The 22,580-nt window shown below is 65.2% G+C and carries 23 protein-coding genes; 16 read left to right on the top strand and 7 right to left on the bottom strand.

Annotation, left to right across the window (positions count from 1 at the left end):
• The first annotated feature begins 50 nt into the window (after window positions 1-50).
• From FNV92_RS26165 to FNV92_RS26155, 3 genes are read left to right on the top strand one after another with little or no spacing between them, the layout of a single operon-like run.
• Window positions 51-2,255 carry an amylo-alpha-1,6-glucosidase gene (locus FNV92_RS26165; protein ID WP_143843953.1) on the top strand — a complete coding sequence of 735 codons (2,205 nt, stop codon included), beginning with the start codon at window positions 51-53 and terminating at the stop codon, window positions 2,253-2,255.
• Between the two features lie 21 nt (window positions 2,256-2,276).
• On the top strand, window positions 2,277-2,798 hold the full coding sequence (locus tag FNV92_RS26160; RefSeq protein WP_168213559.1) for a PRC-barrel domain-containing protein: 522 nt from the start codon (window positions 2,277-2,279) through the stop codon (window positions 2,796-2,798).
• 23 nt (window positions 2,799-2,821) lie between these two features.
• Complete coding sequence (locus FNV92_RS26155) at window positions 2,822-4,135, top strand: MFS transporter (RefSeq protein WP_168213560.1); 1,314 nt, start codon at window positions 2,822-2,824, stop codon at window positions 4,133-4,135.
• Window positions 4,136-4,170: 35 nt separating this feature from the next.
• Here the strand turns inward: FNV92_RS26155 and FNV92_RS26150 are convergent, their stop codons facing one another.
• The 4 genes from FNV92_RS26150 to fixL all read right to left on the bottom strand — a co-directional run bounded on the left by FNV92_RS26150 (window position 4,171) and on the right by fixL (window position 7,579).
• Window positions 4,171-4,869, bottom strand: coding sequence for a helix-turn-helix domain-containing protein (locus FNV92_RS26150; RefSeq protein ID WP_015687712.1), 699 nt, complete (start codon window positions 4,867-4,869; stop codon window positions 4,171-4,173).
• A gap of 103 nt (window positions 4,870-4,972) precedes the next feature.
• Window positions 4,973-5,359, bottom strand: coding sequence for a response regulator (locus FNV92_RS26145; protein ID WP_015687711.1), 387 nt, complete (start codon window positions 5,357-5,359; stop codon window positions 4,973-4,975).
• Between the two features lie 81 nt (window positions 5,360-5,440).
• Window positions 5,441-6,058 carry a response regulator FixJ gene (gene fixJ, locus FNV92_RS26140; RefSeq protein ID WP_015687710.1) on the bottom strand — a complete coding sequence of 206 codons (618 nt, stop codon included), beginning with the start codon at window positions 6,056-6,058 and terminating at the stop codon, window positions 5,441-5,443.
• A gap of 3 nt (window positions 6,059-6,061) precedes the next feature.
• Window positions 6,062-7,579: a sensor protein FixL gene (gene fixL / locus FNV92_RS26135; RefSeq protein ID WP_143843956.1), complete on the bottom strand. Its 1,518-nt coding sequence runs from the start codon at window positions 7,577-7,579 to the stop codon at window positions 6,062-6,064.
• Window positions 7,580-7,785: 206 nt separating this feature from the next.
• Between fixL and FNV92_RS26130 the strand changes: the two genes are divergently transcribed.
• The 10 genes from FNV92_RS26130 to ccoS all read left to right on the top strand — a co-directional run bounded on the left by FNV92_RS26130 (window position 7,786) and on the right by ccoS (window position 17,190).
• Window positions 7,786-8,619 carry a universal stress protein gene (locus FNV92_RS26130; RefSeq protein ID WP_143843957.1) on the top strand — a complete coding sequence of 278 codons (834 nt, stop codon included), beginning with the start codon at window positions 7,786-7,788 and terminating at the stop codon, window positions 8,617-8,619.
• A gap of 34 nt (window positions 8,620-8,653) precedes the next feature.
• Complete coding sequence (locus FNV92_RS26125) at window positions 8,654-9,079, top strand: CBS domain-containing protein (RefSeq protein WP_143843958.1); 426 nt, start codon at window positions 8,654-8,656, stop codon at window positions 9,077-9,079.
• A gap of 210 nt (window positions 9,080-9,289) precedes the next feature.
• Entirely contained in the window at window positions 9,290-10,939 is a 1,650-nt protein-coding gene (gene ccoN / locus FNV92_RS26120) for a cytochrome-c oxidase, cbb3-type subunit I (protein ID WP_143843959.1), read from the top strand.
• A 12-nt stretch (window positions 10,940-10,951) separates the two neighbouring features.
• Window positions 10,952-11,686: a cytochrome-c oxidase, cbb3-type subunit II gene (gene ccoO, locus FNV92_RS26115; protein WP_015687704.1), complete on the top strand. Its 735-nt coding sequence runs from the start codon at window positions 10,952-10,954 to the stop codon at window positions 11,684-11,686.
• A gap of 13 nt (window positions 11,687-11,699) precedes the next feature.
• Window positions 11,700-11,864 carry a CcoQ/FixQ family Cbb3-type cytochrome c oxidase assembly chaperone gene (locus tag FNV92_RS26110; protein ID WP_015687703.1) on the top strand — a complete coding sequence of 55 codons (165 nt, stop codon included), beginning with the start codon at window positions 11,700-11,702 and terminating at the stop codon, window positions 11,862-11,864.
• A gap of 6 nt (window positions 11,865-11,870) precedes the next feature.
• Window positions 11,871-12,743 (top strand): cytochrome-c oxidase, cbb3-type subunit III, encoded by an 873-nt coding sequence (gene ccoP / locus FNV92_RS26105; protein ID WP_015687702.1) that lies wholly within the window; start codon window positions 11,871-11,873, stop codon window positions 12,741-12,743.
• 111 nt (window positions 12,744-12,854) lie between these two features.
• Entirely contained in the window at window positions 12,855-14,321 is a 1,467-nt protein-coding gene (gene ccoG, locus FNV92_RS26100; RefSeq protein WP_015687701.1) for a cytochrome c oxidase accessory protein CcoG, read from the top strand.
• 15 nt (window positions 14,322-14,336) lie between these two features.
• Window positions 14,337-14,822, top strand: coding sequence for a FixH family protein (locus FNV92_RS26095; protein ID WP_143843960.1), 486 nt, complete (start codon window positions 14,337-14,339; stop codon window positions 14,820-14,822).
• An 11-nt stretch (window positions 14,823-14,833) separates the two neighbouring features.
• Window positions 14,834-17,023, top strand: coding sequence for a cation-translocating P-type ATPase (locus FNV92_RS26090; RefSeq protein ID WP_143843961.1), 2,190 nt, complete (start codon window positions 14,834-14,836; stop codon window positions 17,021-17,023).
• The gene (ccoS, locus tag FNV92_RS26085) at window positions 17,023-17,190 is read left to right on the top strand and encodes a cbb3-type cytochrome oxidase assembly protein CcoS (RefSeq protein WP_015687698.1); all 168 of its coding nucleotides are present in this window, start codon (window positions 17,023-17,025) and stop codon (window positions 17,188-17,190) included. The genes FNV92_RS26090 and ccoS overlap by 1 nt, the downstream gene beginning before the upstream one ends.
• Here the strand turns inward: ccoS and FNV92_RS26080 are convergent.
• Both FNV92_RS26080 and FNV92_RS26075 read right to left on the bottom strand, forming a co-directional pair.
• Window positions 17,187-18,389: an MFS transporter gene (locus FNV92_RS26080; protein ID WP_143843962.1), complete on the bottom strand. Its 1,203-nt coding sequence runs from the start codon at window positions 18,387-18,389 to the stop codon at window positions 17,187-17,189. The two genes, ccoS and FNV92_RS26080, sit on opposite strands and share 4 nt — an antisense overlap.
• Window positions 18,390-18,491: 102 nt before the next feature.
• Window positions 18,492-18,971 (bottom strand): cupin domain-containing protein, encoded by a 480-nt coding sequence (locus FNV92_RS26075; RefSeq protein WP_143843963.1) that lies wholly within the window; start codon window positions 18,969-18,971, stop codon window positions 18,492-18,494.
• Window positions 18,972-19,214: 243 nt separating this feature from the next.
• Here FNV92_RS26075 and FNV92_RS26070 point away from each other — a divergent pair, with 243 nt between their 5' ends.
• Together FNV92_RS26070 and FNV92_RS26065 are read left to right on the top strand one after the other, a co-directional pair.
• Window positions 19,215-19,499, top strand: a complete 285-nt coding sequence (locus tag FNV92_RS26070) for a hypothetical protein (RefSeq protein ID WP_143843964.1) — start codon at window positions 19,215-19,217, stop codon at window positions 19,497-19,499.
• An 83-nt stretch (window positions 19,500-19,582) separates the two neighbouring features.
• On the top strand, window positions 19,583-20,299 hold the full coding sequence (locus tag FNV92_RS26065) for a peroxiredoxin-like family protein (RefSeq protein ID WP_015687694.1): 717 nt from the start codon (window positions 19,583-19,585) through the stop codon (window positions 20,297-20,299).
• Between the two features lie 18 nt (window positions 20,300-20,317).
• Here the strand turns inward: FNV92_RS26065 and FNV92_RS26060 are convergent, their stop codons facing one another.
• Entirely contained in the window at window positions 20,318-21,205 is an 888-nt protein-coding gene (locus tag FNV92_RS26060; RefSeq protein WP_015687693.1) for a LysR family transcriptional regulator, read from the bottom strand.
• A gap of 199 nt (window positions 21,206-21,404) precedes the next feature.
• Here FNV92_RS26060 and FNV92_RS26055 point away from each other — a divergent pair, with 199 nt between their 5' ends.
• Complete coding sequence (locus FNV92_RS26055; protein ID WP_143843966.1) at window positions 21,405-22,553, top strand: patatin-like phospholipase family protein; 1,149 nt, start codon at window positions 21,405-21,407, stop codon at window positions 22,551-22,553.
• Window positions 22,554-22,580: the final 27 nt, after the last annotated feature.

The following is a 22,580-nucleotide window of genomic DNA, read 5'->3' as shown; positions in this document are numbered from 1 at the left end:
AGTCGCGTTCAAGTCGTTTGCGTCTTGATACCAGCGCAGGGGAGCAGCCCATGGCGGCCGAAGCCGTAACACAACTCGTCTCCGTGACCCGGACTCTGGAACAGGTCGCGGAGCAGCCGTTCTACATTCCGATGACAGGGCCATCGGCGCGGCCACGGCGCTCGCTCAAGCACGACGATACCTTCATCGTGCTCGACAGCCACGGCGACATCGGCGCGTCCGCGGGCGGGCCCGACGGCCTGTTCAACCACGACACGCGTTACCTCGCGCGGCTCGAGCTCGTGCTCGACGATCTCCAGCCTTTGCTGCTCGGTTCGAACCTGCGCGACGACAATTCGGCGCTGACCGTCGACCTCACCAACCCCGATATCTACCGCGGCGGCAGCCTGGTGCTGCAGAAGGACCTGCTGCACATCGTGCGCACGATCTTCCTGTGGCGTGGAACGGCCTATCAGCGCATCGGCGTGCAGAACCATGGCGATCGCCGCGCCAGCTTCGAACTGACGCTGCTGTTCGGCAACGACTTCGCCGATCTGTTCGAGGTCCGCGGCGAACGGCGCGCGCGCCGGGGGACCGGCACGAGCAAATTGCTCGGGCCCACCGACGTGCTGTTCGAATACCGCGGCCTCGACGATGCCCAGCGCACCACCGCCCTGCATTTCGACCCGCGGCCGACGAAGTTGTCGGTGAATGCCGCGACCTGGCAGCTCGAGCTTGATCCGCACGAGTCGAAATCGCTGTTCGTTGCGGCGTCCTGCAACCGGCCGATCGGGGAGAAGCCGGCGCGCTTCTTCAGGGGCCTGCTGGCCCATCGCCGCGAGATGCGGCAATCGACCATGGGCGCGGCCAGCATCGAGACCTCCAACAACATCTTCAACGAGGTGCTGTGCCAGGCCATGGCCGACCTCAACATGCTGATGACGGAGACGCCGCAGGGCCGTTATCCCTATGCCGGCATTCCCTGGTATTCGACGACGTTCGGGCGCGACGGCCTCATCACCGCGCTGCAGATGCTGTGGGTCGACCCGCGCATCGCCAAGGGCGTGTTGCGGCGGCTCGCGCATTTCCAGGCCAAGGCGGTCGATCCGCTGGCCGATGCCGCGCCCGGAAAGATCCTGCACGAGATGCGCGGCGGCGAGATGGCCGCGCTGCGCGAGGTGCCGTTCGCGCAATATTACGGCAGCGTGGACTCGACCGCCCTGTTCGTCATGCTGGCGGGCCGTTATTTCGAGCGCACCGGTGACGAGCAGACGCTCGCCGAGCTGTGGCCGGCGATCGAGGCGGGGCTTGCCTGGATCGACGGTCCCGGCGACCCCGATCAGGACGGCTTTGTCGAATATCAGCGCGCGACCGAAAAGGGGCTGGCCAACCAGGGCTGGAAGGATTCTTACGACGCGATCTTCCATGCCGACGGCCAGCTTGCGGAGGGCAATCTCGCGCTGGCGGAGGTGCAAGGCTACGTCTTTGCCGCCAAGCAGCTTGCCGCGCGTTGCGCGTTGCGGCTGGGCAAGCCCGAGCTTGCCAGAAAGCTCGAGACGGAAGCCAAGTCACTGGCCGAGCGGTTCGAGAAGGCATTCTGGTGCGAGGAGCTCGGCACCTATGCGCTCGCGCTCGATGGCAAGAAGCGGCCCTGCAAGGTGCGGACCTCGAATGCCGGGCAGGTGCTGTTCAGCGGCATGATCCGCGAGGATCGCGCACGTCTGGTCGCCGCCGATCTGATGGGGCCGCATTTCTTCTCGGGCTGGGGCATCCGCACCGTCGCGCAGGGCGAGGTGCGCTACAATCCGATGTCCTATCATGACGGGTCGATCTGGCCGCATGACAACGCGCTGATTGCGCTCGGGCTCGCGCGCTACGGGCTGAAGCATTCGGTCGCGCATGTCTTCAAGGGCCTGTTCGACGCGGCCACTTACATGGACCTGCGGCGGCTGCCGGAATTGTTCTGCGGCTTCCGGCGCGAGAAGCGACGCGGCCCGACGCTCTATCCGGTCGCCTGCGCGCCGCAGGCCTGGGCCAGCGCGACGCCGTTCACGCTGCTGGAGGCGGCGCTTGGCATCGAGTTCGACGTCGGCCGCGGCGAGATCCGGTTGCGCAATCCGCATCTGCCGCCATTCCTGAACGAGGTGATCTTGCGCGATCTGCGCCTCGGCGAGTCCAGCGTGGATCTGCGCGTCAGCCGCCACGGCGACGACGTGGCGCTGGAGGTCTTGCGCACGCGCGGCCAGATCCAGGTGTCGATCGTGCTGGCGCGCTAGCTGTGCCGGCGGGGAGGGTTCATGCGTAGCGCCGGATGGTTGTCCCTGAGCGTCGCGATCGTCGCGGGATTGACGGTCGCGATGTCGCGTGCCGCCGAGGAGCCGCCCGCGGCCTCGAGCGAAGTGAATGCGCCGGCGACGGCAGCGCCGCCGGCCTCGACGGTTCCGGTCACGCCGAAGGACGCCGCCCCGCCGCCGTCGGTGACGATCATCGGCGCCGCCGATGCGCATGGCGTGCTCGGCCGTGACGTGCTCAGCGCGGCGAACGAGGACATGGGCCGGATCGTCGACGTCATCGTCGACCGGAGCGGCCACGTGCGCGCCGCCGTGATCGATTTCGGCGGCTTCCTCGGCGTCGGCAGCCGCAAGATCGTGGTGGACTGGAACGCGATGCGGTTCGGCAAGATTGTCAACAAGAAGGACAGCATCACGCTGGAACTGACCAAGGCGCAGGTCGCGGCCGCGCCGGAATACAAGGAAGACACGCCGATGGTCGTGCTCGGGGCGTCCGGGAGCCTGCAGCCGCTGCAAGCTGTTCAGTGAGGCGCGGGGAGGGATGGCCGCCGGTGATGTTGTCGAGAAAGCCGAACCATGCAGATCGCGAGAGGCGTGTTGAACAGGACAATTCAGCCGCGCCATCGTCCGCGGGTATTCCGGCCCCGTCGCGCCAGAGCCTGCGCGGTCTCGACTGGTTCATCTTCTTCCTCGCCGACGTGCAGACCGGCTTCGGCCCCTTCATCGCGGTCTATCTCACGACGCAGAAATGGACCCAGGTCGAGATCGGCCTCGTGCTGTCCATCGGCGGCATCGTCGCCCTGATCGGGCAGATGCCGGGTGGTGCGATCATCGACGCCGCGAAATCCGAGCGGCTGGTCGCTGGACTTGCGATCGCCGCCATCGGCGGCTGCGCGCTGGCCTATGCGGCGATGCCGATCTTCCCGGTGGTGATGGCCGCGGCTACGCTGCATGCGGCAGCGAGCTGCGTGCTCGGGCCGGCGATCGCGGCGATCAGCCTCGGCCTCGTCGGGCCGCTGGCGATCGGCGAGCGGCTCGGCCGCAACGCCCGGTTCGCCTCCCTCGGCAACGGCGTCGCGGCGGCGGTGATGGGCACGGCAGGTTACCTGCTGTCGAGCCGCTCGGTGTTCCTGGTCACCTTCCTGCTTGCGATCCCGACCCTGATCGCGCTGTCACGTATTCGCGAGGAGGAGGTCGATATCGCGCGTTGTCACGGCGAGATGCCGCGCGAGGCCAGGGATCGCGGTGACACCAATATCTGGCACCTGATCCGGCAGAAGCCGCTGATCGTCTTTGCTCTGAGCGTGCTGCTGTTGCAGCTCGCGAACGCCGCGATGATGCCGCTGATGGCGAGCGCGGTGACGGCGCGATCGAGCCAATGGGCGACGGTCCTTGTCGCCTTCTGCATCGTCGTGCCGCAGGCCATCGTGGCGCTGCTGTCGCCGACCGTCGGACGCAAGGCGCAGGCATGGGGCAGGCGGCCATTGCTGTTGATCGGGTTCGCCGCGCTGACGATCCGTGGCCTGCTGTTCGCGACGGTGCGAGATCCCTATCTGCTGGTCGCGGTGCAGGTGTTCGACGGCATCACGGCGGCGGTGTTCGCGGTGATGATTCCGCTGATCGTAGCCGATGTTGCGTTCGGCAGCGGGCACTTCAACCTTGCGCAGGGCATCGTCGGCACCGCGACCGGCATCGGTGCCTCGCTGAGCACGGCGCTCGGCGGCTATGTCAGTGACAGGTTCGGCAATGCCACGGCGTTCATCGGACTTTCCGGCGTCGCCGCGACCGGGCTTCTGCTGATCCTGCTGTTGATGCCGGAGACCCGGCGCACCGGCATGGTCGCCGCAAAAGAAATGGCCGGCTGAACGAATTCAGCCGGCCATAAGTGGGGGAGGAAAAATCAGGCGTCGAGATTGTGCAGGCGGGCGCGGTTGCGCAGCACGATCTGGCGGGCACCGGAGAAGCCGAGAATGCCCTGGGCGTGAAGCTGGGACAGTGCGCGCGACACAGTCTCGAGCGTGAGGCCGAGATAGTCGCCGATGTCGCGGCGGCACATCGGCAGCGCCATCATGCCGGCAACGGCGAGGCGGCGGTCCATTTCGAGCAGGAAGGTCGCGACACGCTCCATCGCGGTCTTGCGGCCCAGCAACAGCATGTGGTCTTCGGCGTGGCGAAGCTCGCCGGCGGTCATGGCCCAGAGCTTGCGGGCGACCTGCACGTCGGTGCCGGCGGCCTTTTCGAGGCTGGCGCGCTTCACGAGGCGCACGGTGGTGTCGATGATGGCTTCAGCGGCAAGGCGGTGGGTGGGGCCGGACTCGAGGCCGAACACGTCGCCGGGAAGATGGAAGGCGCCGATCTGGCGGCGACCGTCGGAGAGGAGCTTGTAGCTGCGCACGGCACCGGTGACGACCTGGTAGACGTATTCGGACGGCTCATCCTCGCCGTAAATCTCCTCTTCCTTGCGGTAGGAGAACTCGGTGGCGACAAGGCCGATATGGCCCGCGATTGCGCCGAACTGGTCCGAGACGGAATGGCCGGGAGCAATCTTGCCGTTGATCTGGGTGTTGATCGCCTGGGTGTTGAGCGTCTGGGTCAGCATCTGCGCCATCTCCGTTGTGATGGCGAATTCGTACGCGGTATCGGGTGCTTCGAAAATTTCGCGAGATATCTTAAGGAGGTCTACCTACGTAGAATCCCGTAGGTCAGTTCCCGGCCCTGTCCTGGATGGCATGGCGGATGCGCTTGACGAGGTTTTCGTCGAGAAGCGGCTTCAAAATCACGTCTTTTACGCCTGCGGCCGCGGCCCGGGCGGAGATGTTCACGTCCGGATAGCCGGTGATCAGGATCACCGGCGTTTCGCCGTCGGACTGGCGCAGGCGGCCGACGAGCTCGAGGCCGTTGATGTCGGGCATCTTGTAGTCGATGACGTAGCAATCCGCGCCGTGTGCGCCGCTCGCATTGAGCAGCGCCGTGGCATTCCTGAAGGTCCGCACGGCAAAGCCGTCGGTTTCCAGCAGGAAGCGCAGGGATCCCAGCACGGCATCATCGTCATCGACCACGTAGATTGTGGGCTTGGATGATGGCGCCATCGGAAGCTGCCCAGGATAAGAGCTGATCTCAATCATACCTGATCAGATAGCACCGGCGGCAAGAACGCATCTTGACTTGCCTCAATCCTTCAGCATGCCGGCGCGCATCGCCAGCCGCACCAGCTCCGAGAGGCTGTTGGCCTGCATCTTGGTCATCACATTGGCCCGGTAGACCTCGATGGTGCGCGGGCTGATGTCGTATTCCCTGGCGATCAGCTTGTTGGAGAGCCCCGCGATCAGCCCCTCCATCACCTGACGCTCCCTGGGGCTCAAGGAGGCGACCCGGGCCGCGATGTCCTGGGCAATGGATTCGCTCTTGGCTGCCGGCTCGGCCTGGCGAATCGCGGATTCGATCATGGTGACGAGGCGGTCGTCCTCGAAGGGTTTTTCCAGGAAGTCGAGGGCGCCCAGCTTCATGGCCTCGACCGCGAGCGGCACGTCGCCATGACCGGTCATGATCAGGATCGGAAACGGGCTGTGCTGCGTCTTCATGCGCTTCAGCAGCTCGATCCCGTCGATGCCCGGCATGCGCACGTCGGAGACGACGCAGCCGAAGGCGAGGCCGGGCAGGGCGTCGAGGAAGCTCTGCGCATTGTCGAACAGCGTGACGCCGAAGCCGGAGGAATCCAGCAGGAAGTTCAGCGAGTCCCGCATCGCCTCGTCGTCGTCGATGACGTAGATATGTCCCTTGGTCGTCATGGATCAGGTCTCGTCGGCTGCCGGCAGGGTGAAGCGGAATGTCGCCCCGCCCGATGCGTTGCTCTCGGCCCACATGCGGCCGCCGTGAGCTTCGATGATCGAGCGGCTGATGGACAGTCCCACGCCCATGCCGGTGTCCTTGGTGGTGAAGAAAGTCTGAAACAGGTTTGGAATGACGTCATCCCCGAAGCCGTGGCCAGTGTCGGACACCTCCACCTCGATCATGTCGTCCCCAACGCGGGTGTTGGCGACGACGAGCTCGCGCCGCTGCGATTGCGCCATCGCTTCCAGCGCGTTGCGGAACAGATTGACCAGCACCTGCTGGATCTGCACCCGGTCGGCCAGCACGAGATCGGCGTCCGGATCGAGGCTGAAACGGAGCTGAACGTTCTGCTCGCGCGCGCCGGCAAGGCCGAGGGCGCCGGCTTCCTCGATCAGCTTCGACAGGCTCTCGACCCGCTTCTCGGACTCCCCGCGCGCGACGAAGTCGCGTAGCCGCCGGATGATCTGCCCGGCGCGCACCGCCTGCTCGGCGGCGCGATCCATCGCGCTCTCGATCTTGGCGACGTTCGGATCCGAGCTGCCCGACAGCAGCCGCCGCGAGCCCTTCATGTAGTTGCTGATCGCGGCCAGCGGCTGGTTGAGCTCGTGGGCGAGCGCGGAGGCCATCTCGCCCATGGCGCTCAGTCTGGAGACGTGGACCAGCTCGGACTGCAGCTCCTGCAGCCGCGCCTGGGTCTGCTGGTGCTCGGTCAGATCGCGGACGAAGCCCGTGAAATAGGGCTCGCCGCCGGACTGCATCTCGCCGATCGACAGGTGCATCGGAAAGGTGGTGCCGTCGCGGCGCCTGCCGGTCACGATGCGGCCGATGCCGATGATGTGCGGATCGTGGGTGACGCGGTAGCGCGCGATGTAGCCGTCGTGACGGGAGCGGTCGGGCTCCGGCATCAGAATGCTGACGTTCTGGCCGATCGCCTCCTGCTCGGGCCAGCCGAACAGACGCTCCGCGGCGGTGCTGAACAGCTGGATCACGCCGTGACCGTCGATGACGATCATGGCGTCCGGAATGGTTTGGAGGATCGAGCGCAGGTGCGATTCGCGGGTGCGCAGCGCCTCCTCGACCTGCTTCTCCTCGTCGATGTCGAGGAAAATGCCGCTGAGGTGACAGGCGGTGCCGGCCTCGTCCCGAATGAGACCGGCCCGGGCGCGAATCCACTTTCCCCTGCCTTGGCCGCCTGCGACCCTGAAGGACACGTCAAAACTGCCGCCGTGCTCGCAGACGCGCTTGATCGCGCGCTCGACCCACTCGCGGTCGTTGGGCTCGAGGCGTGCCAGGAACAGCTCGTAGCTGTCCGGCTGGTCCGGCTCGACGCCAAACAGGGCCCTGGACGTGTCGGACCATTCCAATTCCATCGTCCTGAGATCGAGATCCCAGGTGCCGACGCCAAACCCCTCGATTCGAACGCGGAAATGCTCGCCCCGACCGTCATCATTCGGATGTGTAACGCGGGTCGGCGACAAGCGGTGGCTCCATCTTCATGCGGTTAGCCCGGATACCGTTACCGCCGATGCAATGTCGCCCAAGGCCGGGCCGGAGGCAAGTTCGGATGTCTTATTCCATCGGCGGAGGCCCCGCCGCGCGGTGCCCGGGGCGTTTGATCTATCTCATCCTGCGGAGCGTCGACTGGGCTACAGTTTCATGAAAGCGTAATGCCCGGAGAGTTTCGATGACATATGCGACCGTGATGGTCAGCCTGGCGCTCGATCAGCCCAACGATTCGCGTTTACTGGTCGCAGGCGAGCTTGCCGAGCGATTCGAGGCGGCTATCGTCGGGGTCGCCGCGGCGCAGTTCGCGCCGCCGCTGTATTTCACCGATGGTGCCGCGGCTCAGGGACTGATCGACCAGGAAGAAGCCTCCATCAAGAGACGCCTGGCCGAACTGGAGGCGCAATTCCGTGCCGCGATCAAAAATCGCGGCGGCCATGTGGAATGGCGCAGTGCCATGGATTTCCCGGAGCGATTTACGCTCACCCAGGCGCGTTGCGCCGACATCATCGTCAGCGGCGGGCAGAGCCCGGCCTTCTCCGACGCATTCGCGCTCGCGAGCCCCAAAGATCTGGTGATGCAGTCCGGCCGGCCGATCCTGGTCGTGCCCGACGGCGTCAACTGGCTCGATCTGCGCAGTGCCCTCGTGGCGTGGAAGGATACGCCGGAGGCGCGGCGGGCACTGGCCGACGCGCTGCCGATGCTGCGCAAGGCAAGGGATATCGCCGTCGTCGCGATTCCCGAGGGCGACGACGACCGTCCCGTCGCCGTCGCCGGTGTGACCGACGTGACGGCCTGGCTTGCCCGCCACGGCGTTGCCGCGACCGCTCGCGTTTGCGAGGCGGCCCGGAACGAAACCGTCGCCGGGCAATTGGAGAAAGTTGCCGGCGACGTCGGCGCAAGCCTGATCGTTGCCGGTGCCTATGGTCATTCGCGCTTCCGCGAAATGATTCTTGGTGGTGTTACCCAATATCTCGTCACGCAATCCGCCCGCTGCGTGCTGCTGTCGCACTGACGGCCGGCTGGAAGCGAATCGAAGAGGACGCGCCGTGTACAAGTTTCTCGAGCAGACCGTCGACGGTTACATGACACGCAACGTCAAGACGGTTCAGCGCGACCTCGACATGCTCGCGCTCAGCGAGATGTTCGAGGACGACGATTTCAACAGCTACCCGGTCGAGGACGACGGGCAGGTGGTCGGCATCGTCACCAAATTCGACATCCTGAAGTGCTTCGCCTTCACGCCGAGCCAGATGCTGCCGCGTTATCCCGACCTGATGAGCCGCAAGGTCGGTGACGTCATGACGCCGGAGTTCATCTATGTCAGCCCCGATACGCGGTTGACGCGGGTGCTCCAGATCATGGTCGAGCACCGCATCAGGAGCATCATCGTGCTCGACGGCGCGCAGAAGCTGGTCGGAATCATCGCCCGCGAGGACGTCATCAAGGCGCTCAAGGCGACGGCGCGCGACTGACGAATCGTCCCTGGATTCCGCGATCGAGACCTCCGTGTTTCCACGGAGGCGAAGCCTTGCCGCGCGCACTGTGCGCGGTGCAAACGATTGATTTCGTTTTCCGATCTTTCTCGGCCTCACATTAACAGAAATCCATCTGTCTTGATTTCAATCAATTCCCCGCGAGGGTGAATGTGGTTTCTGGCCTCGTGTTCTTCAGAGAGAATCCGCATGAGCCAGCCCTCCATCTCAAAATCCATGACCATCGGTGAAAGCGGCCTGGCTGTCGTGTTCGCAGTCACCGCCTTCCTTTGCGTGATCGCCGCAGCCAAGGCGCTGGACGCGCCGTTCGCCTTCCACGCCGCGCTCGGCGCGGCGGCGAGCATCGCCGCGGTGTTCTTCGTCATCAACAATTACTACGATCGCCCGGCGGTGCTGCCGCCCGCCGAGATCAATGGCCGGCCCAACTACAACATGGGGCCGATCAAGTTTGCGTCCTTCATGGCGATGTTCTGGGGCATTGCCGGCTTCCTGGTCGGTCTCATCATCGCCTCGCAGCTGGCCTGGCCCGCCCTGAACTTCGATCTACCCTGGATCCAGTTCGGCCGGTTGCGGCCGTTGCACACGTCGGCGGTGATCTTCGCCTTCGGCGGCAACGTGCTGCTCGCGACCTCCTTCTACGTCGTTCAGAAGAGCTGTCACGTGCGGCTTGCGGGCTATCTGGCGCCCTGGTTCGTTGTGCTCGGCTACAATTTCTTCATCCTGATCGCCGGCACCGGCTATCTGCTCGGCGTGACGCAGTCCAAGGAATATGCCGAGCCGGAATGGTATGCCGACCTCTGGCTGACCATCGTCTGGGTGACCTATCTGCTGGTCTTCCTTGTCACGATCATCAAGCGCAAGGAACCGCACATCTTCGTCGCGAACTGGTTCTATCTCGCCTTCATCGTGACGATCGCGGTGCTGCACCTCGGCAACAACCCCGCGCTGCCGGTGTCGTTCTTCGGTTCGAAGTCCTACATCGCCTGGGGCGGCATCCAGGACGCCATGTTCCAGTGGTGGTACGGCCACAACGCGGTCGGCTTCTTCCTCACTGCCGGCTTCCTCGCCATCATGTACTACTTCATTCCGAAGCGGGCCGAGCGGCCGGTCTATTCCTACCGCCTGTCGATCATCCATTTCTGGGCGCTGATCTTCCTCTACATCTGGGCGGGTCCCCACCATCTGCACTACACGGCGCTGCCTGACTGGACGCAGACGCTCGGCATGACCTTCTCGATCATGCTTTGGATGCCCTCCTGGGGCGGCATGATCAACGGCCTGATGACCCTGTCGGGCGCCTGGGACAAGCTGCGCACAGATCCCGTGCTGCGCATGCTGGTGGTCTCCGTCGCCTTCTACGGCATGTCGACCTTCGAAGGCCCGATGATGTCGATCAAGGTGGTGAACTCGCTCAGCCACTACACCGACTGGACCATCGGCCACGTGCATTCCGGCGCGCTCGGCTGGGTCGGCTTCGTCTCCTTCGGCGCGCTGTACTGCCTGGTGCCGTGGGCCTGGAATCGCAAGGGGCTCTACAGCCTCAAGCTCGTCAACTGGCACTTCTGGATCGCCACCCTCGGCATCGTTCTCTACATCTCCGCGATGTGGGTGTCCGGCATCCTCCAGGGCCTGATGTGGCGCGCCTACACCTCGCTCGGCTTCCTCGAATATTCCTTCATCGAGACCGTCGAGGCGATGCATCCCTTCTACATCATCCGCGCTGCCGGCGGCGGGCTGTTCCTGATCGGCGCGCTGATCATGGCCTATAATCTCTGGATGACGGTTCGCGTCGGCGAACAGGAAGTCCAGATGCCCGTCGCTCTTCAGCCGGCGGAATGAGGAGCTCAAGCAATGTCGTTCTGGACACGCCACCAAATCTTCGAAAAGAACTCGATCATCCTGGTCGTCGGCATCCTGCTGGTGATCGCGATCGGCGGTCTCGTCGAGATCACCCCGCTGTTCTACCTCAAGAGCACGATCGAGGTGGTCGACGGGGTCAGGCCCTACACGCCGCTGGAACTCGCCGGACGCAACGTCTACGTCCGCGAGGGCTGCTATCTCTGCCATTCGCAGATGATCCGGCCCCTGCGCGACGAGGTCGAGCGCTACGGCCACTTCTCGCTCGCCGCCGAGAGCATGTTCGACCACCCGTTCCAGTGGGGCTCGAAGCGCACCGGTCCCGACCTTGCCCGCGTCGGCGCCAAATATTCCGACGACTGGCACGTCACCCATCTGACCAACCCGCGCGCGATCGTGCCGCAATCGGTGATGCCGGGCTATCCCTTCCTGGCTCAGACGGAAGTCGATCCGGATACGATCGCCGATCACATGCGAACGCTGCGGACGGTCGGCGTGCCCTATACCGACGACCAGATTGCCAACGCGGGCGCCGACATGAAGGCCCAGGCCGATCCGGACAATTCCGGCTCCGACGCCTTCACCAAGCGCTACGCCAAGGCCGTCGTGCGCAACTTCGACGGCAAGACCGGGACGCCGACCGAGATGGACGCACTGATCGCGTACCTGCAGATGCTCGGCACCCTGGTCGACTTCAAGATCTACAACGAGAAAGCCAATCTTCGCTGAGAAGGCACGAACGATGAAAGCCATCCTGACACTCGACAATCTCGCGTCCGGTCTCGTGACCACGATCTGGACGCCGGTGTTCGTCGCGATCTTTCTCGCGATCATCGCCTACGCATTCTGGCCCCGTAACAAGGCTGCCTTCGACGAAGCAGCACACCTGCCGTTGCGGGAGGAGTAAGAGATCATGACCGACCATAGCGAAATCGATTCCGTCACCGGCAGGGCCACGACCGGGCATGAGTGGGACGGCATCAAGGAGCTCAACACGCCGCTGCCACGCTGGTGGGTGATTACGTTCTACCTCACTATCGTCTGGGCGATCGGCTACTGGATCGTCTACCCGGCCTGGCCGCTGATCTCCAGCAACACCACCGGCCTGTTCGGCTACTCGTCGCGCGCCGACGTCGCCGTCGAACTCGCCAACCTCGACAAGATCAGGGGCGACAAGATGGTGGCTCTCGGTGCGGCCTCGCTCGCCGACATCGAGAAGGACCCGGCCTTGCTGGCGCTCGCCCGCGCCAAGGGCAAGACCGTGTTCGGCGACAATTGCGCGCCGTGCCACGGCTCCGGCGCCGCCGGTGCCAAGGGCTACCCGAACCTGAACGACGACGACTGGCTGTGGGGCGGCACGCTCGACCAGATCATGCAGACCATCCAGTTCGGCGCGCGCTCGGGTCATGCCAAGACGCATGAGGGCCAGATGCTCGCCTTCGGCAAGGACGGCGTGCTGAAGCCGGACGAGATCGTCACGGTCGCCAACTATGTCCGCGCCTTGTCGGGCCTTCCGACCCGCAAGGGCTATGACGCGGCAAAGGGCGAGAAGATCTTCGCGGAGAACTGCGTCGCCTGCCACGGCGACGGCGGCAAGGGCAACCAGGAGATGGGCGCTCCGAACCTGACCGACAAGATCTGGCTTTACGGCTCGGACGAGGCGACCCTGATCGAGACCATCAGCCAAGGCCGTGCCGGCGTCATGCCGGCCTGGGAAGGGCGGCTCGACCCCGCCACGATCAAGGCGATGGCGGTCTACGTCCACTCGCTGGGCGGTGGAAAATAGCCGACCGGTCACAAGCGGGGGCGAACAAAACCGCCCCCGTTTGAGCTGGATCAACTGACGCGGCGGTGTCGGGTCTAGGTTTAATCGCACCTTTTCGAGAAGTTCCAGGCGATGAACAAGACCGTGAACCCCAAAGACCTCACATCCGACGACGACAACGGGCCACTCTACGTAGCCCGCAAGAAGGTTTATCCCCAGAGCGTCTCGGGGACCTTCCGCCGGATCAAATGGGGCCTGATGGCGGTCTGCCTCGGGATCTACTACTTCCTGCCCTTCGTGCGCTGGAATCGCGGCCTCGGCGCCCCCGATCAGGCCGTGCTGATCGATCTTCCCAACAGCCGCTTCTACTTCTTCTTCATCGAGCTGTGGCCGCAGGAGGTCTACTATTTCACCGGCCTGCTGATCGTCGCCGCTGTTGCGCTGTTCCTGATGAACTCGGTCGGCGGCCGTATCTGGTGCGGCTATCTCTGTCCGCAGACGGTGTGGACCGACGTGTTCTACGCCGTCGAGCGTCTGATCGAAGGCGACCGGCGCGAGCGGATGAAGAAGGACAAGTCGTCCGACCCGATGAAGCTCGAGCGGATCTCCGAGATCGTGCTCAAGCATTCGATCTGGCTCATGATCGCCTGGTGGACCGGCGGCGCCTGGGTGCTCTATTTCTACGATGCGCCGACGCTGGTGAAGGAGCTCGTCACCTTCCAGGGGCCGATGATCGCCTATATCTGGATCGGCATCCTCACCGCGACCACCTATCTGCTCGCCGGCTACATGCGCGAGCAGGTCTGCACCTACATGTGTCCCTGGCCGCGGATCCAGGCCGCGCTCACCGACGAATGGGCGCTCAACGTCACCTACCGCTACGACCGCGGCGAGAAGCGCACCTCGGTCAAGAAGGCGGCCGAGCTGCGCGCGCTCGGCGAGCAGGTGGGCGATTGCGTCGACTGCTATCAATGCGTCGCGGTCTGTCCGACCGGCATCGACATCCGCAACGGGCCGCAGCTCGAATGCATCCAGTGCGGGCTCTGCATCGACGCCTGCGACAACGTGATGACGAAGATCGGCCGGCCGAAGCGGCTGATCGGCTACGACAACGACATCAACATCCACCGCCGCCAGGAAGGCAAGGCGCCGATCTACAAGATCGTCCGCGCGCGAACGGTTGCCTACAGCGCCATCATTGCGGCCGTGGGCGGTTTCATGATCTACACGCTGGCGACCCGCAGCCTGCTCGACGTCAACGTGCTGCACGACCGCAACCCGGTCGCGGTCAAGCTCAGCGACGGCTCGATCCGCAATGCCTATACGGTGCGGCTGCTCAACAAGAGCGGCTACGACCGCGTCATCGCGATCGACGCCAGCGGTCCCGCCAACTTGACCATCCACGTCGTCGGCGCCGATTCGGTGACGCCGGATCGGCCGATGATCGTCATCCCCCGTGATTCCACCAGCGAACTGCGCCTGCTCGTCACCGCTCCGGCGGAGAGCAATCCGGAGAAGTCGATTCCGGTTCGCTTCCACGTCACCGATATCGGCCTTGGCGAAGCCGCCAGCGCCACCGACAATTTCGTCGCGCCGTAGGACCAGGAGACTGCCATGGCAACCAAGCCGCTGACCGGGACCAAGGTGTTCCTGATGCTGGTCGCCTTCTTCGGCGTCGTGATCGGCGTCAACGTGACCATGATGAAGCTCGCGATCGCGACGCTGCCCGGCACCGATGTCGACAGCCCCTATGCCGCCGGTCTCACCTATGACCGTGAGATCTCGGCGGCGCAGGACCAGGCTGCGCGCAAATGGCAGGTCAGTGCCCATATCGAGCGCCGCACCGACGGCGGCGCCGCGCTTCAGGTTGACGCGCGCGACGCCAGCGGCCGGCCGGTGACCGGCTTGAAATTCGGTGGCCGCCTGGAACGGCCGACCGACAAGCGCGCCGATCTCCAGGTCGAGCTCTCCGAAGCCGGCATCGGCATCTATCGCGGCAATGCCGCCGCCGTCGCGCCCGGCCAGTGGGATCTGGTGATCGAGGGCGAGGCGCGCGGGACGCGCGTGTTCATGTCGCGCAACCGCGTGATCCTGAACTGAAGGACATCGACATGCACGTCACGCGGGATTTTTCGCATTACGTCCGCGCCGCGGGCGAGGGCGTCCAGCACATCGATCTCGCCGTCGAGGGCGTTCACTGCGCCGGCTGCATGGCCAAGATCGAGCGCGGGCTGTCGGCGATGCCCGACGTCACGCTGGCGCGCGTGAACCTCACCGACCGCCGCGTCGCGCTGGAATGGAAGGCGGGCACACTCGATCCGGCCCGCTTCATCGACCGCCTCGAGGAGCTCGGCTACAAGGCCTACCCTTACGAGACCGAAAGCGCGGAAGCGACCGAGGTCGCCGAATCGCGCTTTCTGCTGCGCTGCCTCGGCGTCGCCGCGTTCGCCACCATGAACGTGATGATGCTGTCGATCCCGGTCTGGTCGGGCAACGTCTCGGACATGCTGCCGGAACAGCGCGACTTCTTCCACTGGCTCTCGGCGCTGATCGCACTGCCGGCGGCGGCCTATGCCGGCCAGCCGTTCTTCCGTTCGGCTTGGCGCGCGCTGTCGGCGAAGACGACCAACATGGACGTGCCGATCTCGATCGGCGTGATCCTCGCGCTCGGCATGTCGGTGGTCGAGACCATCCACCACGCCGAGCACGCCTATTTCGATGCGGCGATCATGCTGCTGACGTTCCTGCTGGTCGGCCGCTTCCTCGACCAGAACATGCGGCGGCGGACGCGGGCGGTTGCCGGCAATCTCGCCGCGCTCAAGGCCGAGACCGCGGCCAAGTTCGTCGGGCCCGACGAGATCTCCCAGGTGCCGGTCGCCGCAATCCATCCCGGCGACATCGTGCTGCTGCGGCCCGGCGAGCGCTGCGCGGTCGACGGCACGGTGATCGAGGGGCGTTCCGAGATCGACCAGAGCCTGATCACCGGCGAGACGCTCTACGTCACCGCGGAGCAGGGCACGCCGGTCTATGCCGGATCGATGAACATCTCCGGCACGCTACGGGTGCGGGTCTCGGCGGCGTCGGAGGCGACGCTGCTCGCCGAGATCACGCGGCTGCTCGACAATGCGCTGCAGGCGCGCTCGCGCTACATGCGGCTCGCCGATCGCGCCTCGCGGCTCTACGCGCCGGTGGTGCATGCGATCGCGCTCATCACCATTCTCGGCTGGGTCATCGCCGGTGCGTCCTGGCACGATGCGATCGTGACCGGCGTTGCCGTACTGATCATTACCTGTCCCTGCGCGCTCGGCCTTGCCATCCCGACCGTGCAGACGATCGCCTCGGGCGCGATGTTCAAGTCCGGCGTGTTGCTCAATTCGGGCGATGCCATCGAGCGCCTCGCCGAGGCCGATCACGTCATCTTCGACAAGACCGGCACGCTGACGTTGCCGAATCTCGAAGTCACGAACGCGGCCGACATTCCCGCCGGCATCTTCGATCTCGCCGGCCGGCTCGCGCTGTCGAGCCATCATCCGGTGGCCGCCGCGGTCGCGCAGGCCGCCGGCGCGAAATCGCCTGTTGTCGGTGTAGTCGAAGAGGCCGGGCAAGGCGTGCGCGCAACTCTGGACGGCGTCGAGATCCGTCTCGGTCGGCCGTCCTTCTGCGGCGCGGAGGCGCTGGTCAGCGGCGCCAATCTCGATCCCGAAGCCTCGATCGTCGCCTTCAGCAAAGGGCCCGAAAAATTCATCCTGTCGGTGCGTCAGGGCCTGCGGCCTGACGCCCAGGCCGTGATCGCGGCGCTGAAGGCGCGCAACATCGGTATCGAGATTCTCTCCGGAGACCGCGAGCCGGCGGTGAAGGCGGCAGCGCATGCGCTCGGCGTTCCCGAATGGCGCGCAGGCGTGACGCCCGCCGACAAGATTGCGCGGATCGAGGAGTTGAAGCAGCGCGGTGCGAAGGTGCTGATGGTCGGAGACGGCATGAACGATGCGCCATCGCTGGCCGCGGCCCATGTGTCGATGTCGCCGATCTCGGCCGCGCATCTCAGCCAGGCCACCGCCGATCTGGTCTTCCTCGGCCGGCCGCTGGCCCCCGTCGTCGCGGCCATCGACGCTTCGCGCAAGGCGCTGCATCTGATGCGGCAGAACCTCTGGCTCGCGATCGGCTATAATGTCCTCGCCGTGCCGGTCGCGATCAGCGGCGTGGTGACGCCCCTGATCGCCGCGGCCGCGATGAGCGGCTCCTCGATCCTGGTCATGTTGAATTCGCTGCGGGCTCGTAGCCGCGCGCGGGAGATCGTGTGATGGAAATCCTGGTCATCCTGGTCCCGCTCGCGCTGATGCTCGGTCTTGCCGGCCTTGCCGCCTTCCTCTGGTCGCTCCGCAGCGGCCAGTACGACGATCTCGACGGGGCCGCCTGGCGTGCCATCGCCGACGACGAGCCGCCGCAAGAGGCGCCGGTCAAGCGTTAACGCTTCAAATTGAGCGTGAGCAGGGCTGCGGCCGCGAGGGCGGCGCCGATGCCGGCGACGCAGACGGACCAGCCGAAGGCATCGAACAGACGTCCGAGCACGGCCGTGCCGACGAGCCCACCACAGAAATAGCAGGCGAGATAGATGCCGCTGGCCGTGCCGCGGTTTCCGCCGGCGGCCTGTCCGACGAAGCCTGTGGCCGCGGCCTGCGCGAAGAAGGTCCCGACACCGACTAGGACCATGCCAATGAGTACCTCGCCGAGATACGATGCCAGCAACAGCGGCAGGCCCAGTCCGGCGACAGCGAGCGAGCCCCAGATCGTCGGCCGCGTTCCGAGGCGCGAGGCGACCTTGCCGGCCAGCAAGGTCGTGACCACCGACGGCAGGAACACGAAGTAGACGAGGCCGAGGTCCATCATGCCGAGCGACAGCGGCGGCCGGACCAGCACGAAATTGACGAAGGTGAAGGTGCCGATGAAGGCGAACAGGATGCAGAAGCCGATGCCGAAGGCGGCGCGCAGCTTTGGATTGCGCCAGTGCGTGATCGTGCCGGTCAGCGGCGATTCCGCCGGCATCACCGCATGCATCGGTGGCACGCGCTTGACAGTGAAATGGACCAGTGCTGCTCCGGCCAGATTGAGGCCCGCAAAGACGTAGAAATTCCAGGCGAGGCCAAGGCTGTCCGCGACCGCCGCCGAGATCAGCCGGCCGACGAGGTTGCTGGCGACGTTGCCGGTGATGTAGGCGGCGAACGCGCTGCCGGCGTCCATGGCGCTGCATTGCTCGCCGAGATAGGCGAGGGTGAGTGCGAAGGCGGACGCCATGCACAGGCCTTGCGCCACCCGCAAGGCGGTGAAGACCGTAAGGTCCGGCGCCGACGCCAGCAGGCTGGTGGGGATCGCCAGAAGCGTGAGGCTGAGCAGGATGCCGGTCCGCCGGTTGATGCGCGGGCTGAAGAAGCCGACGACGAGGCTGGCTGTCGCCATGCCGAAGGTGCTGGCGTTGACGGCAAAACCCATCGCAGCCGGCGTGACGCCATAGTGGCGCGTCAGCGAAGGCAGGATCGCCTGCGTCGCGAACAGGTCGACGACGGTCAGGAATGCGGTGAGGCCGATCACGAGCGAGCGCCGCGCGACGCCCGGGGAATGCCCGTCCATCGTCATCGCGCCCTGCCTGACGGTTGCGGAAAGATCGGTCATGACCAACTTCTCCTGTGAGTGATGTGGCGCCCGGCATGCGGGCGGCATGGGGATCCCGGGCACCACATCCAGTCACGCGTGCACTGGGGCCACGTGCGCGCGTCACATGTGGTGGTCGTTGGGGTCCTTGCGGACGTCGCCGACATAGAGAATGACCGTCTCCTTGCCGAGGTTCTTCCACCAGTGCGAAGTGCCGAACGTTTCGCGACGGAGGTCGCCGGCCTTGTGCACGATCGGGTCGATGCAATTGGAGGCGTATTCGACGATCTCGCCCTGCTGCACGAAGATCAGCGCCGGGCGGTCGTCGTGGCTGTGCCAGGGCACGATGCCGCCGGGCTCGATCGTCAGCTTGCGGAAGCGCAACTCGCGGCCTTCGATATGCGCCGGCTGCTTGCCGAGGTCGATCGCGCCGAGCGTGGTGTCGGTGACGCCGACCGGCTTGGTGTCCACCATCTGCTGCGCGTTCGGCTTGATCTTGTCGGCCGGGCATTCGCCGGCGAGGACCGGCGTTGCAAACGCCAGCGCGCCGAGAACCGCAAGGCCCGTCCAAACCACGCGCGACAATATGTGGTGCCTAGACATGTAAGTCTCCTCTGTTGGCCGCAACCTCGCTGGTCGCCGGCTATGGCAGCAGCTTCGTCGAGCGCGTGTCGCACCTGAAATGCCGTTTCGCTTTCGGTGCGATAGCGCCGTGCTATGGCGGCGCGATAGGCGGCGGCTATCGAACCGATTGGAGATCGGCATTTCCTCATCGGCAGCTTTCGATGCTCGATGTCGGGGCGCGCCCGATTGGCGGGCGTTCACGTCAATCCGGAGGAGCATCTCATGACGAAAGTGTCCAAGACCTTGCTTGCCGCCGCCGCGTTCGCGATCATCGCGACATCCGCTTTCTCGGAAGCGACCTGGGACTTCAAGGCCGGCATGGCCTATGTCTATGGCGGGCCCGGCAAGATGTCGGCGATGGCCATGGCCCCCGCCGAGAAGAACCACGAGGCCATGATGAAGAACGCGAAGAAGGTGCCCGACAACACCGTCTTCTTCATGGACAACGGATCGCTGTACTCCACCTCAGGGCGGCTCGATCCGACCGGCAATTTCTACGTGAACTGAGCACCGTCCCGGCCTGGTGGCCGCCCCTTGCGGGCGGCCGAGCCGAGAAACTAGTATTCGTCTCAAGAATGCCGGAGCGGAAGATGACGTCACTCTCGCCAGCCGACGCCGAGCGGCTCAGGTCTGCCTTCCAGCGCTGCCGGGACATGGACGGCACGCTGAACGAACAGCTCCGTGCCTATGCCGACGCCAGCCGCGAGGTCTTCCCGGCCTATGGCGAGGCGGTCGATCGCCTAGTGGCGCGACTGGGTGGGAACGGCGGTGGCGAGACCGCGCCGCGCCCGGGCGAGGCGATGCCGCCCTTCATGCTGCCGGATGAGAGCGGCCGTCTCGTCGCGCTGACTGCACTGCTCGAGAACGGTCCGGTCGCGGTGATGTTCTTCCGCGGCCATTGGTGCCCCTATTGCCGGCTCAATGTCCGTGCCGTGGTCCATGCGCTGGACCGCATCGAGGCGATGGGTGCGCGGGTCGTCGCGATCATGCCCGAGACGCAGGAATATACGAGGCAGATCAAGGCCGATTCCGGTGCGCCATTTCCGATCCTGACCGACCTCGACAATGGCTATGCGCTGTCGCTCAATCTCGCGATCTGGCTGGGCACCGAAATCCAGAGCCTGTTGTCTTACCAGGACATGGCGAGATTCCACGGCAATGACGGCTGGATGCTGCCGATCCCGGCCGTGTTCGTGGTCGGCCGCGATGGCATCGTGAAAGCCCGCTTCGTCGATCCTGATTTCCGCAAGCGCATGGAGATCGACGACCTGCTTGCCGCGTTGGAAAGCGCGGGCAGGGAGAACTAGCCGCGGGCTGTCCTCGTATCACCCGGCGATCGCCCGCCAGTCCGCGCCGCGCAGCATCCGCATCACCGCGTTGGCGACCGCCGTGCGTTGCCGGCCGGCCACGCCGTAGAGGCTGACGGTGCGGCGGGCGTCCAGCCCGGCGACCGCGGCGCGCGTCAGCTTCTCCGGCACCGGTGACGTGTGCGGCACCATGGCGACGCCGATGTCGGCCTCGACCAGCTCGATCAGATCGTGCTCGCTGGAGACTTCATGGCCATGTTCGACGTCGATACCGTGCTCGCGCAGGCTCGCCGAGATGCGTCCGGCGTGCTCGCAGAACGTCCGGCCCAGCAGCTGCTCCGCGCGCAGGTCGTCCAGTTCGATTGAGTTGCGGCCGGCCAACCGATGTCCGTTGCTGACGACGAGTTCGAAACCCTCGGTGAAGAGCGGCCAGACGTCGAGCCGGTCCCAGGCCTCGTCGATCTCGGCGGCGATGCCGAGTTCGGCTTCGCCCTTCTTCAGGAATTCGGCGACCTCGCGGCTGGAGCCGCGCAGAAAGCGCAGCTCGAGCCGGTTGAACTGCCGCCTGATCTCGTTGAGATGCGGAATCAGCAGCGCGAGGTCGATCGAGTGCGTCAGCGCGATACGCAGCGCGCCGATTTCGCCGCTCTTGAATGAGGACGCAAGAGAGCGTGCGCCGGCAGCGGCATCGTAGCACTGCTTCAGCAGCGGATGCATGCGCTGGCCGAGTTCGGTCAGCTGCGCCGCCGGCCGTTCGCGACGGAACAGATCGCCACCGAGCTCGGCTTCGAGCTGCTTGATCGCTCGCGTCAGCGAGGGCTGTGTTACGTTGCACTCCTCGGCCGCGCGCGTGAAATTGAGCAACTGCGCGACCGCGAGGAAATAGCGGACCTGATGCATTTCCATGGCTCGGCTCCCGGCAGGATCGGCGGGAAATCTAACCGATCGGGGCAGGGAATGATATCCTGGGCGCGATAGCGCCCGCGTATGGTTTTGGAAGCCAGCCGGCATTTCCAAAAGGCCCGGCAATCGCCGAGAACGGCAAGATGTAACAATGGCCGTACACCTGACGAATGATAAACCACAGGCTCGACAGGAGCGACACATGAACGGCATGCAGCACAACGGGCAACGAAAGGACACGGACCTGCCGGGTCAGGTCGTCCTCGTGCTTCAGGGCGGCGGCGCGCTCGGCTCGTACCAGGCCGGCGTCTACCAGGCGCTGCACGAGGCCGGCATCGAGCCCGACTGGATCATCGGCACCTCGATCGGCGCGATCAATGCCAGCCTGATTGCGGGTAACACCCCAGAGCGCCGCCTCGCGCGCTTGAAGGAGTTTTGGAAGCGGATGGAGCAGAAGCCGGCCTGGGACTGGCGTGCCGCGTTTCCCGGCTTCAACGAGAAGCTGGCCTATTGGTCGGCCGTGACCCACGGCATTCCCGGCTTCTTCCGCCCCAATCCGCTCGCGCATGCCGGAGATTCCTATCCGCTGGGTGCCGATCACGCCGGTTACTATTCGACCGCGCCGCTCGAGAAGACGCTGAGCGAGCTGGTCGATTTCGACCTGGCCAATCGCTGCGCGCCGCGCCTGACGGTCGGTGCGGCTCATGTCGGCACCAGCGAAATGCGCTATTTCGACAGCCGCGACGGCGAGCTGACGGTGAAGCATGTGATGGCCTCGGGCGCATTGCCGCCGGCCTTTCCGGCGGTGCGCATCGACGGCGAACTCTATTGGGACGGCGGCATTCTCTCGAACACGCCGACGGAAGCGGTGTTCGACGACAATCCACGCAGGGATTCGCTGATCTTCTCCGTGCATCTGTGGAATCCCGTCGGCGCCGAGCCGACCACGATGGCGGAGGTGCTGAACCGGCACAAGGACGTGATGTATTCCAGCCGGATCGCGAGCCAGATCACGCGCCAGCAGCAAGCCCATCGCCTGCGCCATGTCATCAACCAGCTCGCGGCGCGGCTGCCCGAGAGCGAGCGCAGCGATGCCGCGGTGAGGGAGCTGATCAGCTACGGCTGTCCGACCCGCATGCACGTCGTGCGGCTGCTGGCGCCGCAGCTCGACCGCGAGACCCATACCAAGGATATCGACTTCAGTCCGTCGGGGATCACGCGGCGCTGGCATGCTGGCTACGCTCACACCAAGTCGGTGCTCGCGCGCAAGCCGTGGATCGGCGAATTCGATCCGCTCGCCGGCGTGGTGTTGCACGAGCATATGGACGAGATGCCGATGGCCGCGGAATAGGGACGCGTCTCCTTCATTGAAATGCCA

This window comes from Bradyrhizobium cosmicum (genome assembly GCF_007290395.2).
Classification (GTDB): domain Bacteria; phylum Pseudomonadota; class Alphaproteobacteria; order Rhizobiales; family Xanthobacteraceae; genus Bradyrhizobium; species Bradyrhizobium cosmicum.
The sequence above is the reverse complement of the archived record's forward strand: the minus strand, read 5'-3'. Positions and strand labels throughout refer to the sequence as shown.